This is a genomic window from Wolbachia endosymbiont of Dactylopius coccus, assembly GCF_977011065.1.
This window is the reverse complement of record NZ_OZ347065.1, coordinates 246797-261887: the sequence shown is the minus strand read 5'-3', so window position 1 is coordinate 261887 and position 15091 is coordinate 246797. Positions and strand designations below refer to the sequence as shown.

Genomic DNA, 15091 nt, shown 5'->3' with positions numbered 1-15091 from the left:
CTAATGCAATTTTTTATTTAAGTCACGTGAAAATGAAGATATGACCTCGCTACTACGCTTATCATCTTTACGTTCATGCATTATTTTTTTTACAGCATCAGCAGCGATATTCGCTGTGTTAGCCTGTAAATCTCCAAGAGCTTTTTCAACTTGGTCAGTGACTTTCTTCAAGTTAGAATGGGCATTGTCATCTAATGTCTGATCTAGCTGCTGTCTATTGTGCTTAATGATACTATTAGCTTTATCAAGTGCTTCATTCATCATTTTATTAACTTCTGCATCTAATTCTTTGTATTTTTCAGAAGATTTTTTGTAATACTCCAACATATCTTTTCTGAATTTTTCAGTTTCTTCACTTGAAAATTTGCTTTTGTTACGCTTATTGTTAAGCGCATTTTTTATCACTTTCTTCAGCAATTTATACGAAAGGACAAAACTTACCAAGAAAGCAAGACCGATAATCAGTGATGTAGACATAAAAACCCCTAAAATTCTTTGGACACCAAGTCAGCAACAAACTCCTCTTCAATTTCAGAATTGGTCAATTTAGTATAATAAATTAAAGCAATACTAGTAGCCATTTGTTTTAACTGATCAGTATATTCAGATTTAAATTCTGCCACTTTTTCTTCAATAAGCTTGCTCTTTTTTTTGTCTTCCTCTTCTAATATATTCTTAACATTAGCTCTCATTTCTTCTACCTGAGCAAGTGCATCATCTATGATTTTTTTTGCCTGTATTCTAGCTTGGTTTAAAGCGGCATTATACTTGGCAATCTGATCTTCCGTAAGTCTTAAAAGATGAACAGAACTATTAAAAGAACCCAATACTTCTTTACTTCTAGTGCTTATTATTTCATCTAACTTTGGTAAAAATAAACAACTTACTACGAAAAAAAGTGAAGAGAAAAAAATTAAAAACCAAAAAACTTGAGAAAAGAAGGTTGAAACATCAAGCTGTGGCATGTGTTAAGTACGAAATATCAATATCATTGCAATTACAAACGCAAGAAAACCCATGACTTCAATCATGCCAGCACCAACATAAACATAAGGTCTCATCTTCTCTTCCGTGCCAGGATTTCTTGCAATCCCATTTAGTATACTAGAGAAGATATGAGCTACGCCTAAAGTAACACCTAACATAGCAAACACCATCAAACCAATTGCTATAAACTTTAAAGCTACTAAATCCATATATTACCCTTAACTATTCCTTAATAATATTATAAAATGTTCTACAGGTAAGTCAAGTACTTACTTTACTGTATCCGACAAGTATACGCATGTTAATATAGTAAATATATAAGCTTGCAAAATTGCAACAAATACTTCAAATCCTATTAGTGCAATTATAAACAAAAAAGGTGCAGGAATGAAAAGTACGTTCATATTCACAATCAATCCTGCTATCACTTTAATGACTGTATGACCAGCAATCATATTTGCTGCAAGCCTTATTGATAGGCTAATCGGCCTTACTAAATAAGTAAGCAGCTTAATAATAATTATTATAGGTGCAAGCCACCAAGGAGTTCCTTTTGGTAGCAATATGCGTAAAAATCCTACTCCCTTTTTGTTAAATCCAACAATTGTTATATAAATAAAAACCACCATCGACAAAGCAAAAGTGACTATCACATGACTTGTAACCGTAAAGCTATAAGGAAGAATACCAACTAAATTACACGATAAAATGAAAATAAATACTGTAAATATCAAAGGAATGTGCTCCAAACCTTTGCTTCCAGTGTTACTTTCTATTATTGAAATAACAAAATCATATACATACTCAACTGCAGCTTGTAAATACCCTGGTATTACTGCCCCCTTCTTTATTCCAAAAAGCAAAAAGAGTATCACCAATATCACCGAAATCATCATGAAAAGAGATGAATTGGTAAAGCTTACGTCATACCCAAATAACCTAGGTAACTCTATTATTGTATATACTTTAAACTGTTCCAGTGGATTTAATGCCATTTTAATCTGAACTATAAACAGTAAATAAAGTATGAATTTTATAGGACAAAGTCAAGAATTAAAACAAAGCCCTGTATCATTATAACATTGATACATTAACAAAATATGTAATTAGAGTGTTAATTACAGTCAGCTCTGTATTTTAAAACTTACTAATCTTAATTAGGAAACTTCACTATTAATGATCACATCGGTTCAGTTTATGAAAATGACCATAGGTTTAATTTTCATCAGTCCAGGCTGATAACCCTAGAAGGTGACATAGAAAAAATTCTTTCTCTTCGCAAGAAGATATAAAGTTACAAAAGCTTCCACATCATTGTTTATGATGTAGAAGTATTCCACTACAACAAGCTTTAAAAGCACTACATTTTATATTACAATAACTCTTTTATTTCTTTAAAGGTTCATGAAATTCACATTATCTTGGTTATTAGAACACTTAGAAACCAATGCTAGTTTAGAAGAAATTACCGATAAATTAACTCACATAGGGTTAGAAGTAGAAGATGTGATCGACAATACCAAATTAGCTGGTTTTATTGTTGCAAAAGTATTAGAAGTTGCACCTCATCCAAATGCCGATAAATTAAAATTATGTAAAGTAGATGACGGAAGTAAAATTCTACAAATAGTTTGCGGAGCAAACAATGTTAGAGAAGGTATGAAAACTGTGCTTGCATCTCTTGGTAGCACATTGCCAGAAAGTGATTTCACAATCAAGCCCACAAAAATACGAGGAGTGCTAAGTGAAGGGATGCTTTGCTCTGCTTCTGAACTTGCGCTGGTTCAAGAGGAAAGTGAAGGAATAATCGAGCTTTCTGATGATTATAAAGCAGGGGATAAATTTTTCAATTGTGACCCTGTAATTGATATAAATGTTACTCCAAATCGTGGAGATTGCTTAGGCATTTATGGAATAGCTCGCGACCTTGCTGCAACTGGAATTGGGACATTAAAGACTTTAAGCATTCCACAACTTACCAGCTCCATAAATTCACCAATCGATGTTGAAGTGACTGACGGAGAAAGTTTTATTAGTGGAATACACATCACCAATGTAAAAAATCAAGAAAGCCCAAAGTGGCTAAAAGATAAATTGGAATCGATAGGAATGCGCTCCATTTCTACAATAGTTGACATTACTAACTATATTATGATATCTTTTAATCGTCCAATGCACGCATATGATACAAAAAAAATAGAAGGAGAGCTCACAGTACGCAAAGCAAACGACGGAGAAAAATTTGCTGGTTTGAACGGTAAAGAATACTTATTAAACACGGACACAAGCGTTATTTCTGATGATAAAAATATTCATGGAGTTGCTGGAATTATAGGTGGAAAGTGCAGTGAATGTACTCTTGAAACTACTGATATCTTTTTAGAGTCTGCTTGGTTTGACCCTATATCTATCGCTAAATCTGCAAGGCAGATGAACATCTCCACAGAATCTAGTTACAGATTTGCACGTTCAGTTGATCCTGAATTGACTCTTGAGGGACTCAATCTTGCAGCTAAAATGATTTTGGATTTATGTGGTGGAGAAGTCTCAAGCGTAGTGTCTGCTGGCAGCTTAGATAAGGCTGACACCAAGGTGAACTTTGATTATCAGGATGTGAACAAGTTTGGAAGTGTGTCTGTATCGCCTGATGAAGTGTTCGATATCTTAACGAAACTAGGGTTTAATATTGATAAAAAAACCGAAGGCAATTGGAATGTACAAGTACCAAGCTGGAGACCGGACGTGACAATACCTGCTGACCTAATTGAAGAAGTAACAAGGATATACGGCTATGACAAAATAAAAGAAGAACCACTACCAAATAATGTTGAAGAAGTAGATAGTACATACGACAATTTGCGTATTTTGATGACAAACAGAGGGTTTCATGAAGTGCTAACCTGGTCGTTTATGAGTGAATCAACAGCTGAAAAATTTGGTTACTCGAATAAGTTATTTATCATCGATAATCCGTTTAACAATAACTTTAATATGATGAGACCAAGTATTATGCCAAATTTATTGCAAGTCACTGCTGATAATATTGCCCATGGAGTATCTGATCTTGCAATCTTCGAAATTGGGCCGATTTACGATGGTGAAGCTCAGTCTAAACATGTCTTAAGTGGAATAAGAACAGGAAATAATTTACCGCGAAACCATTATAATACTGATAGGAAAGTAGATGTCTTTGACGCAAAGGCTGATTGCATAGCAGCTTTGGAGTTTTTTAACGTCAATTGTGATAATTTAATGATAGAAAGAGCAGAAAAAGAATATTATCACCCAGGAAAGTCAGGTACCTTATCTTTTAGAAGTAAAATAGTTGGTTATTTTGGGGAATTGCATCCAAATATACTGAATTTTTTTAACATCAAACAAAAAGTTGTAGGCTTTGAGTTGATATTAGAAAATATTGAAAATTTACCTGTAAGTAAGAAAAAATTTATCGATTATAAATATCAAAGTGTAAAACGCGATTTTGCATTTATTGTAAATAAGGATGTGGAGGTAGGTAACATAATCAATGTGGTAAAAAAAAGCTCAGAGCTCATCACAGAAGTTTTAGTATTTGACGTATACCATGGAAATAATATAGAACCAAATAAGATGTCTATCGCATTATCAGTTACTTTCTGCTCTCCAATCCACACTTTAACTGAAAAAGAGATCCAAAAAGAATCAAGTGCTATAGTCAATTTAATATATGAAAATACCGGAGGAACCTTGAGAACTAGTCATTAAGCCGTAATCACAGTTTCCTGCCGTTGCTGTGTCACACTTACTTCATCCAATTTATTTCCAATATTGAATTCAATATCCTTGAAAAATCTATCCCACATTCCATGCAAATGCTCTTCTATTTTAGGCCACACATCATTTTTAAATGTTACCCCATCATCAGAAAATAAATTACCTAAAAAGGCTCCAACACCTTCATAATTTGACTGAAAACATTGAAGAAATGTCCCTCCTTGCTTATAAGTATTATGTGCCACATTTAACGCTTTTCTCTCTGTATTCTCTTTATAAGCATTTAGTACTCCAATCTTTATTGTACCAAACGTAACTTTACTCCAGTTCTTAACTTTCTGTATATAACCTTCACTATTTCCTGGTATACTATTTATTATATCTTTTGTCAAATTGTCTATCAAAGGAGATAATAAATCCTGGCAAAAATGCTTGATATTATCTTTTGTTTTAATTACAGGACTTTTTATGCATTTTTCTGCCAAATAGTATTCAAGTTCCGTTTCCTCTAACAACTTCTTAACTGCTTCTTCGTTAAAAGTTTCACGCTCGAACTCCTTCAGTAAATCATCCTCTATTATTGCAAACTTTATTTTTTCGCGAGATTCTAGTTCTTCTCTGTAATCATTTATTGTTTTTTCATTTATCAATAATCCCCCTTTTCCTGGTTCTAATTGCTCTAGCAATTTTATAAACTTCCCATTACTGTCTAAGTGTATATCCATTAAATATTTATCTAGAAAATACAAAAGATCTTTGTCATCTCTCATGGACTTCCTAATATCTTCACTTTGCTTTTCAATTTTTTCTTTCAATAAATCGTACTCTTTTTGTTCTAAACACTCTTTGATCATTTTTTCTAGATGCAATATATCCTCAAGTCTCCTGTCAAATAACAAAGTAACTTCATTATCCTCACCATCGTACATTTCTTTCGGTTTGTTGAGTGAAGACACTAAATCTTCAATATTCTCTAATAACATCTTCTTTTGTTGCTTAAACAAATTTTGCACTTTATGTTTTACTATTTCTGGATATGCCTCTTCCATAAAGCCATTTATTTTATCTGAAGCTTCCTCATTTAAAAGACCCTCTACCTCTTTTTCTAAATCTTCAAGCTGTTTCATTAGATTCTGCTCCTCCTTATCCTGACTTGATGTACCTAATAGGTTCCACATAGATTGTTTTAATCGTCCTATTTGGCCTTGCTTTTCATACAGTACACCTGATTGACTTAACATAACTTTAGCTTTTCTTATTCTTGATTCTATTAACTTCTTCTTAACCTCTTGATCATCACACTCGAATTTAAAGAGATCCTCTAATTTTCTTTTTAAGGCACCATCTGTTGAATTACTGGCTCCTCTACTTTTATGTATTTCTTTTAATTTTTCACATATCTCATCATATCTTTTTTGCCCTATTTCTCTTAAACGTCCGATCTCTTTTTTAGCATCATCTAGAGCTTTCTCTGTTTCTTTAGGATACGTGCTCTTACAAACACCAACAACTTTGGATATTTCTCTCTTATCTTCTTTTCCTAAATTTTTTAAAGTTTGTTTTATAATATCTCTTTTACTTGGTAATTCTTTACCTTGGCTTTCTAACTCCTGTTTTACTAAAATATTTTTTAGCTCATCTTCCAGTGAAAAATCTTTTCCCCGTCTATCCTGCTGAAATTTAACTGCTTGTATAAAGGCAACTTGATAGGCGTTGTATATTAAGTGAGTTGTCAACTTAAAATCTATGCTACTTACCACTTTTAACCTGAATTCGTCCAACAATTCCTTCAATTTATCATATGTAATCTCTTTCTTTTCTAGCTTTATCAGTTCTTCCATAGTCTTCGCAAATTCTTGAATAGAAGTTGCAAGCACATCCTTGATTTCATTGCGTAAGAGCTTAAGACCATTTTTTAAATTGATGTTAGTTGACAATTTCAGTACGATGCTATGCTCTGAATCCCGTGTCACATCAAACCACTTGTTATTTTCATTTTCATACAAATCTCTAAGTAATCGTTCAAATTGTGGTGGAAATTTCATTTCCATATCGTATGCAATATTTGGTCCAGGAACTTCCTTTTCATGAAAAGACACCTCAATATTTTGATGCTTATTAGAATACCGCCCCATACTTATTTTAAGAGCAGTAACTAAAGAGTGAGATAAATCTCTATTTAAAAGATAAAAAGTAGCCAAAGCAACTGTTGCAGGAATAAGCAAGGTTTTGCGTTGTACAGTGCTCTAAATCCCAATACCAAGCTCGAGAAAGTAGAAAGTGTGGAGCAGCCAATTGTTGAGTCTTCTTTTTTGAATCCAACGTAAAAGGGTATATTCAAAAAAGCATAATCGTCAAGACGGGATAATTTATTTAGAAAAATCCTTAAATCATTAACCTTACCCACTTTCACACTTCTGCCATTTCCGCTTAATTTGCTATGCAACAAAGCCTACCCTCGTCCTGATTCTCTTACTTGACTTTTCTGTATAACCTCTTCTGGAGGAGATATATCGCTTAATGAAGAGTTCACGCTGATTGTTTCAGAAGATTGACGAAGTTTTCCAAATCTGGTAGTAAAAAAACCTTGCTTTATGGCTTCATTAACCGATGACCCTCCTAATAAGCAATTCTTGCCTATTTCTTCTTCACAATTTTTTAATCGCTCCAGCAGATCTTGATTGTGTACTTCCACCTTTATATGGTTTTTATCTTTCACGTCAGGACGCAACCTAACCTCTAGCTCTCCCTTACTGGTGTAGAAAGTCAATGCTATATCACTATTATCCGCAAGGTCTGTGTAATTCCTTATACCATTTTCCGTTATAATTTCTACCTCACTTTTACCGATCTTTATTATATCTCTTCCGTATTCTATTTCTCCTTGAGTTAGCCCTAAATCCCTTGCTCCATCTGTAATCTTCGTAATATCTATTTTGCTGTTCTCTGAGTATTCCAAGTAAAAAGTAGAGTTATCCATTTTTGCATTTTTTACTCTACCATTAGCTGCACTTTTAACAATTTTCATAAACTCTAAAGTATCATTGACATATTTTTCATTAGCTTTTTTCACATTAGTTTTGTGGTCTTTAAATTCTGATTCCAGTGTATCGATTACATTTATACTACTGAAGTTATGCAACACTGCTCCTTTTGATACTAATTTACATATTATATCACTAGCAACTTTAGGATTCTTTTTTAATTTACTAATCTTTTTTATTACATAATCTGTAAAATTATATGTATCTTGGTACATCATTTCACCTGAATAAATAAGAAAATTAAATCTTACTCCACACTCTATAGCTTTATTTACAATTTGTTCTAGTTGATTCATGTCTTGAGCTTTACCTACTGCGTCTAAAAACATCTTCAACTTCTGCTGCTGGTTTAATATTAAATTATCCCATAGGGTCCTGGATTTGGGCAAACATTTTTCCCTGCTATAGTCTTTTTGGTCAGTTGCTCCTGCTTTCAAAAGTAAGCCTTCTACTTCAGCAGCAGCTTTAGAAGCAAAAAAAATATTTCTGGCATGTTGCAACACTATTGACTTTCCTTTTTCATCATGAAAATTTAAAACCACTTTTAGATCTTGGTCACCCTCATGTTTATCCAAAAACTCTTTTAGATTTTTAACTGTTTTAGCATGGGAACATTCGCGCATTATACCATGTAATTCTTCATTCAACCTCTTTTGATTATCAGTTGGAAAGTATTTTTTAATATGGTATTGATGATTATCAATTGCAATTTGTAGTGGGGTTTTCCTTGTTTCATCAAGTACATCGCACTTAGCTCCATTCCATAGGAACGATTCTATACTGCTGCTATAACCAAGGCCAGCAGCATAATGCAAAGGTGTTTTCCCTTCAATATCCTGTGCATTAGGATTAGCTCCTGCTTCTATAAGGTAACCTATACCATAACCGCTAGACCCAATAGCAGCATAATGTAAGAGTGTCTGTCCTCTATCATTCTTTATATTAGGATTAGCTCCTGCTTCTATGAGTAAACATGCAGCAGATACATATTCTTCGGCTAACCTCCCTCCATATTCTGCAGCCATACTTACTACTGCATGCAATACTGTCAATCCAGATTCTCCTCTTTTAAGGTTAAGAACAGTTTTCAGATCGTCCTTATTTCTTTCTAAAAATCTCTGAACTTTTGAACTATAGCTATAACTACCCCTACCACCAGTATCTGGATGTCCACTAAGAATATTTAATAATTTTTTATTTAACTTCTTTTGATTTTCTGTTAAATCAGATTCATCACAAAACCATGCATGCATTAAATTAGTAGTACATAAACCTTTAGCAGAATCTATCAAAGTATCAATACCACGTGTGGAGAAACATTCTCTGATCAATTTATGCTCATTATCCTCTAGGGACCACTTCTTTTCTTCTAGCCAATCTTGCCATTCTCTCAATTTCATCGACACGTCCAAATCTTCCCACGTTAGCTGTTTTTTGAATCCTTCCCATTCTAGCTGTTCCTCTCCTCCCTGAAGTTCTAGCCGTTTTTCCCATCTTTTCATCCCTAGGTATTCTTCAAATTCTAGTGGCTGTTCTTTGAATTCTTCCCATTCTAGCTGGTTCTTCAATTCTTCCCGTTCTAGCTGTTCTTCGAATCCTTTCAGCTCTAGGCGTCTTTTAAATTCTTTCCATTTGCTCAATTTTTTCGACACGTCCAAATTTTCCCATGTTAGCTGTTTTTTGAATTCTTCCCATTCTAGCTGTTCTTCCTGTTTTAGCCGTTTTAGCCATTTCTCCATTCTTGACTGTGTTTCCCATTTTAAACATTTTTCCTGTTCTTCCCCTTTTTCCTGTTCTAACCATTTTTCGTCCCCTGGATTTGTTTCAAAAACCTGCTTAGACTCAATGTCTTCATTTGACATACTTCCCCCTAATCTATCAAAATATTATGTACAATACATAGCACGAATAAAAGCTAATGCAAGAATAATTTTTCTAACTTTTGTATTCTTTAGCTTGACACTCCCACAAACTTCACTGACATTGACCTCTGAGCCTACTATGCTTCTCTTCTTAATTAGCTATGCCTGCTAGACTAACGACATTGTGAACTGCTGATATCACTATCGTTAGAATGTAAAGAACTGAGTGAATGACTAGGCGATATTTGCTGCACTTCACTTAACTCACTGCTTGGTTGACCACTATCAATCACTTCTTGCAGATCTGCTAAAGCATTCATAAATTTGCTTTGTATGTCTATCGAAATTACATAGGATAAATTGATGAATGTAGAATCTTTGAAATTATGGCTCAAGGCTTCTTTACCATCTTCACCAAAATCGTTACCACTTAAATCAAGTCTAGTAAGATTTTTAAGGTTACCTTCAGCTAATGCCTTTGCACCTTTGTCACCTATCCTGTTACAACTTAAATTGAGTTTAGTAAGATTTTTGAGATTACCATTAGCCAAAGCCTTTGCACCTTCGTCACCAATATTATTAACTCTAAAATTAAGTTCAGTAAGGTGTGTGAGACTAGCCAAAGCCTTTGCACCTTCGTCACCAATTCTGTTGTAATGTAAATCAAGGGAAGTAAGATTTGAAAATTTAGCTAATTCTCTTGCGCCTTTATTGCCAATTCTGTTGTACCCTAAATCAAGTTTAGTAAGATTTTTGAGATCACCATTAGCTAAAGTATTTACAACTTCGTCACCAATTCTGTTGTACCCTAAATCAAGTTCAGTAAGATTTTTAAGGTTACCTTCAGCTAATGCCTTTGCACCTTCGTCACCTATCCTGCTACAACTTAAATCAAGTTTAGTAAGATTCTTGAGACCACTATTAGCCAAAACCTTCGCACCTTCATTACCAAAACCGTTACCACTTAAATTAAGTTCAGTAAGGTGTGTGAGACTAGCCAAAGCCTTTGCACCTTCTTTACCAATCACGAAACACTGTAAAGAAAGCTTTGTAATGCATGTGTTACTTTGCAAAAAGGCTATCAATTCGTTTATATCGACTTTAGTAGCGAAAATCCGTAAAGCATTATTTTTCACATATTTGCTAAAATTCATTTATTATCCTCATTATTAATATATGAATATCTAGCTGAAGTTCCGGTAACTGTCAATTACTTTATATATGTTTTTAACAAGCCACATGAGAATTTTTAAAAAATACTGGATTCTGTAGCCTCACAAAAAATTCATTTATTTACTTCTTTACTTTTTCCAAAAACACAAAAATAGATCGTATATTTGTGAGAACAATTTAAATAAAAGCGGCGTTGTGAAAATAAAAACATAAAATTATTGCAACGAATTTAGACGAATTGGTTCATATGTAAATTTAGCAAAAGTAAGCCAATATAGGTAGTTTTAGCGTATAGTAAAATTATTAAGAAAAGTTCGCAAGGAACGAGCGGTAGACCAACCCATCCCAAGAAAAAAAGCTCTCACGCTTGCTGGTTTTGGTTGCTGGAAATGGGTATATAGTTTAAGTTTTTAGTAATATAAATTGTTAAATTAATAACAATTTATTTGAGAATGACCTGAACTTTTTCCACTATACTTTTGCACACTTTCTACATCAAACTTTGAATTCACAACTTGTTCATCATTTAATCTTTCTCCAATTTTTGGAAATATGGTATTCTCTATAAGATATCCTTTCATTTGTTCTTTATCTATACCCTCCAATTTTTCAGTTACCTCTTTGAGTTCTTTAATTATGAAGTCTTTTGCACGAACCAGTAGTGATGTCTGTCTAGGTAAAGTAGCAATAATAGGCCTTGATGTAAAAGGAGTGTTTTCCTTTAATCTTTTCTTGTCAAGGTTCTGTTCTAACTTTTCCTTCTGCCTTGCCAGTTCTCTATTTAAATCTTTCTCGTTTAGATCCAAATACTTGAGTAACTTTTTCAACACAAATAAACCTTCATTAAATCTATCAGGTCCAAGTTCAAATTTATTGTGATGCATCATTACAGTTTGCATTTTCTCTAGAAACTCTTGAGGGCTTTTTTCACTTAGTTTAGCAAGATTCTTAGCTTCTATAAATTTCAAAAGAGCGCTATATGAAGTAGATTGATGCGTTATATCCATGTCACAACGTGTGTAATTTGGACCGCTTGGCTCTAAACAAATAATATCTGGTACTTCTATATTCTCATCGTTTTTCCCTTGATTAACTTTTTTATGCCTGATTTCATTCCATAGTACTGCATCTGTTGCTTGCTGATTTTCATCAGTTAAAGATCTTGTATCTCCTGAAAATTTAAATATTACATCTTCCTGTTCAGGATTTATTACCCAGCCAGTAACCAAGGATTTGTGATGATCAATACCATGTCTACCAGAACGATGATCTGCTGGAATACTCACAAAATTTACTGTTTTGTTTGTTCCATCAATATCTTTAGTAACAGAGATTTTTGTATACCATTCCACTTCTTCTATTTGATTAAATCCAAAATTCTCAAATAATTTTTTATCTCCCATCGGTACAAATACTTTTGGTTGAGGCCAGTGTTTTGTTTCATAGTGTTCTAATAGTTTTTGTAATGATCTTCTATCTACGTGATCACGATGATTGTGTGAAATTATGATAACGTCGATTTTAGGTAGCTTCTCAATGCTGGGATGAGATTCTGTTTTTTCTGGATAAAGTAATCTGCTTAAGTTGTTAAATACTGGATCTGTCAAAATATTAAAGCCAGGAACTTGAATTAACTGAGTCGCATGACCTATATTTTGAATAGCATATCTTTCTCCCGGCTGTAAATCTTGTGCGTTGTCAAGTTTGTAAATTTGATCCTTATCTTCCTTCTGAGAAAAATAAGATAGCTTACTCTTTACAGCCTCTGATACAAATGGGGCACAACCACTACTCAGTATTCTCTTGACTTGCGTCTCTTTAAAAATCCTTGAGTCATTATACGTACTTATGTTTTCAGGATTTGTAACATACGTGCCTTTAACTTCTTCAAGACGCTTGAAACTTATGTCATTGAACTCTTTTTGCAATTCATTGATATAACCATCATTAACCTGATACATTTTTCTCTCCGTTTCATTACTGGATTTATGTGTAACATACCAAGCTGCAAAAGTTACTGCTATAAGTATTGTTCCTGCAACTATTATGTGTAAAGTTTTAGGTTTAACTACACCTGTCATAAAAAGTATTGTTGCTGATGTGGCACCAAGTAGTACTATTAATATAAACTTTTTATTATTCTCTTTAGACATCTAAAAACCTTTTTCTTTCATTTTACTGCTGTTACTTGCACAAAAATTTACCTACTTATACAAACAGCAACAGGCTCGGGGCTTGCATTATCTAACGTTGGGTTAGGTTCAGAAGAAAGTCCTTGAAGTTCATTTCTAATGAGGGCTAAAATAAAGTTTGAACTAACGTTTGCATCACTACTATCCCCCCTTTTACGCTTTAGCTTACTATTTACTGCATCACCAATTAACTTCATTTTTTCTTCATCTGGAAGATCTTCTCTAGCACAAATTCTCTTCAGTTGATCAAACTCCTTACTTGCCAATTGATTTAATAGACTGCTTATCGCTTTGATGCTACCGGCTGCTATAGCTTCTCTTCTCCCTTTAAAACACTCAAGAAGAAATTTAAAGTCTTTGGGATATAATGAATATTTACCCCTTGCTGCACGTGCTAGCTCACTAATTTTGATAAAAGATTTGCCATTTATATCTATAAACCATGACAAGTAGTCATATAGTACGCTTTTTGTCTTGTTACTATGTATTTCATTCTTTATATCCTCATCTCTTTTTGCTTCAAAGTCTGCTAATGAGGTGCTCCATGTACTTAAGTTTTTATTAAGTTCTTCAAGTATGTTGCTAACCTGACTTTTATATATACCTGAACGATTTGTTAGTCTTTCTCTGTGGTGATTTGTCAAACAATAACTAAAACATCCATACCAAATGACCTTATACCAATTCTCATTGTTGGTCATTCAAATAGGATACATAGCAGAGTTGTTTAATTGTGGAGTAGGTAAGAGAAGTAATAAATTTACACAAAGCACTCTCAAGCAAAGCAATAGTATCGTATATTTTATTGCGCAAAATGTTCTGTTTTACATACAACCAAAGCCTCTCAACTGGATTGAGTTCAGGTGAGTATGGTGGTAGGTATATAATCTCAATATTTTTAGGTACCTTTAAACTTTTCGACTTATGCCAACTAGCACAATCCATAACAAGAAAGGCTTCTCGTGGTCCCAAATATTGAGACATTTGCTCAAGAAATATATTCATACAATCAGTGTTGACATTCGGTGCAAACAAGCTAGAATTCTCCCCATTTCTAGGCTCTGTGGACAAAATTTTAGAGAAGCCATATGAGAGCTCCAACAAAATTTAGAAATCCCATGTAAACCTCTGCGGTCTTGTCAAATCTGGAAAAAATGCGCCTAAAATTTTTAATTTTACCGAAAAAGCACTCAATCAAATGACGTTCTTTATAAATATGCTCATCATAGTATCTTTGCACTTTTCGATTCCTTTTTGATGGAATTACGATTTCACATTTCCTGTTTTCAAGGCTGACCACAAAAGCATTGCTGTCATAACCCTTATCAGCTACTACAATGGAGTTATAGACATTTTTTGTTAATACTTCAGCTTGTGTAATTTCATTCCTCTGGCCAGGAGTAAGTATAAATTTTAAAGGATTTCCCAATGCATCAACAAGTGCATGAATTTTAGTCGTAAAGCCACCTTTACTTCGCCCTAAAGCCTCTTGATCCTTCGAATCTTTTGTATATCCAGCCGAACATGGATGGGCTCTAATGATCGTACCGTCGATTATGACGGCTTCTAAATCTGGCTCTTGTTTTGTGTACTCCAATAAATTTTTCCAAATACCCCTTTCGCACCATCTCTTAAATCGTTTGTGTATACTTCTGTAATTGCCATAGATTTTCGGCAAAAGTCGCTATTGGCAACCACTTTGCGCCATATACCACACTGCTTCTATGAATATTCTTAAACGTTTTTCGTCTTTACTATGCATTCCTTTTATGCCTTTTATGAATTCTAAAATTTGTTTCCAATTTCTTTCTTTTATATAATATTCCATTCGGTAGTTTCTCCATTTTTATGTTCATTTGGTTAAACTGCCACTTTTTTTCTCCCTCTTCATATTTTTTGTCCACAGAGCCTAGGTTTACCGACGATTTGATAAACGACAAATTCGTCATCCCGCTGCTTGTTAGCGGGATCTAGAGATACCGCGGCGGTATGACGTAGGAAAACCTGACTTGCACTAGCTACAGCACTCAGCAGTATGAACTATATTGAAATGAAATAAAAAGTGAAAGGGTGTAAGCTT

General features: G+C 33.8%; 11 protein-coding genes and 2 pseudogenes. 2 read left to right on the top strand and 11 right to left on the bottom strand.

The window, feature by feature from the left end; all coding sequences use genetic code 11:
* Genes ACWHVF_RS01375 through ACWHVF_RS01360 form a run of 4 tightly spaced genes read right to left on the bottom strand, consistent with a single transcriptional unit; the run spans position 1 to position 1982 of the window.
* Complete coding sequence (locus ACWHVF_RS01375; protein WP_064125097.1) at positions 1-477, bottom strand: F0F1 ATP synthase subunit B family protein; 477 nt, start codon at positions 475-477, stop codon at positions 1-3.
* An 8-nt stretch (positions 478-485) separates the two neighbouring features.
* Positions 486-965 (bottom strand): F0F1 ATP synthase subunit B family protein, encoded by a 480-nt coding sequence (locus ACWHVF_RS01370; RefSeq protein WP_064125096.1) that lies wholly within the window; start codon positions 963-965, stop codon positions 486-488.
* 3 nt (positions 966-968) lie between these two features.
* A complete protein-coding gene (locus ACWHVF_RS01365; protein WP_064125095.1) occupies positions 969-1196 on the bottom strand; it encodes a F0F1 ATP synthase subunit C in 228 nt (75 codons plus the stop codon).
* A 60-nt stretch (positions 1197-1256) separates the two neighbouring features.
* Complete coding sequence (locus ACWHVF_RS01360; RefSeq protein ID WP_064125094.1) at positions 1257-1982, bottom strand: F0F1 ATP synthase subunit A; 726 nt, start codon at positions 1980-1982, stop codon at positions 1257-1259.
* 409 nt (positions 1983-2391) lie between these two features.
* Here ACWHVF_RS01360 and pheT point away from each other — a divergent pair, with 409 nt between their 5' ends.
* Positions 2392-4731, top strand: coding sequence for a phenylalanine--tRNA ligase subunit beta (pheT, locus tag ACWHVF_RS01355; RefSeq protein WP_064125093.1), 2340 nt, complete (start codon positions 2392-2394; stop codon positions 4729-4731).
* Here the strand turns inward: pheT and ACWHVF_RS01350 are convergent.
* The 7 genes and pseudogenes from ACWHVF_RS01350 to ACWHVF_RS01320 all read right to left on the bottom strand — a co-directional run bounded on the left by ACWHVF_RS01350 (position 4728) and on the right by ACWHVF_RS01320 (position 14839).
* Positions 4728-6875, bottom strand: coding sequence for a hypothetical protein (locus tag ACWHVF_RS01350; protein WP_447933092.1), 2148 nt, complete (start codon positions 6873-6875; stop codon positions 4728-4730). The genes pheT and ACWHVF_RS01350 overlap by 4 nt on opposite strands.
* A gap of 317 nt (positions 6876-7192) precedes the next feature.
* Positions 7193-9646 carry an ankyrin repeat domain-containing protein gene (locus ACWHVF_RS01345; protein ID WP_447933091.1) on the bottom strand — a complete coding sequence of 818 codons (2454 nt, stop codon included), beginning with the start codon at positions 9644-9646 and terminating at the stop codon, positions 7193-7195.
* A 173-nt stretch (positions 9647-9819) separates the two neighbouring features.
* Positions 9820-10800, bottom strand: coding sequence for a hypothetical protein (locus tag ACWHVF_RS01340; RefSeq protein ID WP_447933090.1), 981 nt, complete (start codon positions 10798-10800; stop codon positions 9820-9822).
* Between the two features lie 450 nt (positions 10801-11250).
* Positions 11251-12972, bottom strand: coding sequence for an MBL fold metallo-hydrolase (locus ACWHVF_RS01335; protein ID WP_064125089.1), 1722 nt, complete (start codon positions 12970-12972; stop codon positions 11251-11253).
* A gap of 47 nt (positions 12973-13019) precedes the next feature.
* The gene (locus ACWHVF_RS01330) at positions 13020-13712 is read right to left on the bottom strand and encodes a hypothetical protein (protein WP_156488196.1); all 693 of its coding nucleotides are present in this window, start codon (positions 13710-13712) and stop codon (positions 13020-13022) included.
* A pseudogene (locus ACWHVF_RS01325) lies at positions 13699-14079 on the bottom strand (IS630 family transposase); the annotation flags it as partial. The pseudogene ACWHVF_RS01325 and the gene ACWHVF_RS01330, both read right to left, overlap by 14 nt.
* 7 nt (positions 14080-14086) lie before the next feature.
* Positions 14087-14839, bottom strand: a pseudogene (locus ACWHVF_RS01320) (IS5 family transposase).
* 20 nt (positions 14840-14859) lie between these two features.
* On the opposite strand from ACWHVF_RS01320, the gene ACWHVF_RS01315 reads away from it, so the two are divergent.
* Positions 14860-14985 (top strand): hypothetical protein, encoded by a 126-nt coding sequence (locus ACWHVF_RS01315; RefSeq protein ID WP_447933089.1) that lies wholly within the window; start codon positions 14860-14862, stop codon positions 14983-14985.
* Positions 14986-15091: the final 106 nt, after the last annotated feature.

Excerpts from the sequence above, each read along its gene's own strand:
- pheT (WP_064125093.1), top strand. The coding sequence starts at position 2,392 with ATGAAATTCACATTATCTTGGTTATTAGAACACTTAGAAACCAATGCT.
- ACWHVF_RS01345 (WP_447933091.1), bottom strand. The coding sequence starts at position 9,646 with ATGTCAAATGAAGACATTGAGTCTAAGCAGGTTTTTGAAACAAATCCA.
- ACWHVF_RS01375 (WP_064125097.1), bottom strand. The coding sequence starts at position 477 with ATGTCTACATCACTGATTATCGGTCTTGCTTTCTTGGTAAGTTTTGTC.
- ACWHVF_RS01340 (WP_447933090.1), bottom strand. The coding sequence starts at position 10,800 with ATGAATTTTAGCAAATATGTGAAAAATAATGCTTTACGGATTTTCGCT.
- ACWHVF_RS01315 (WP_447933089.1), top strand. The coding sequence starts at position 14,860 with ATGTTCATTTGGTTAAACTGCCACTTTTTTTCTCCCTCTTCATATTTT.
- ACWHVF_RS01350 (WP_447933092.1), bottom strand. The coding sequence starts at position 6,875 with ATGGGGCGGTATTCTAATAAGCATCAAAATATTGAGGTGTCTTTTCAT.
- ACWHVF_RS01335 (WP_064125089.1), bottom strand. The coding sequence starts at position 12,972 with ATGTCTAAAGAGAATAATAAAAAGTTTATATTAATAGTACTACTTGGT.
- ACWHVF_RS01365 (WP_064125095.1), bottom strand. The coding sequence starts at position 1,196 with ATGGATTTAGTAGCTTTAAAGTTTATAGCAATTGGTTTGATGGTGTTT.
- ACWHVF_RS01360 (WP_064125094.1), bottom strand. The coding sequence starts at position 1,982 with ATGGCATTAAATCCACTGGAACAGTTTAAAGTATATACAATAATAGAG.
- ACWHVF_RS01370 (WP_064125096.1), bottom strand. The coding sequence starts at position 965 with ATGCCACAGCTTGATGTTTCAACCTTCTTTTCTCAAGTTTTTTGGTTT.
- ACWHVF_RS01330 (WP_156488196.1), bottom strand. The coding sequence starts at position 13,712 with ATGACCAACAATGAGAATTGGTATAAGGTCATTTGGTATGGATGTTTT.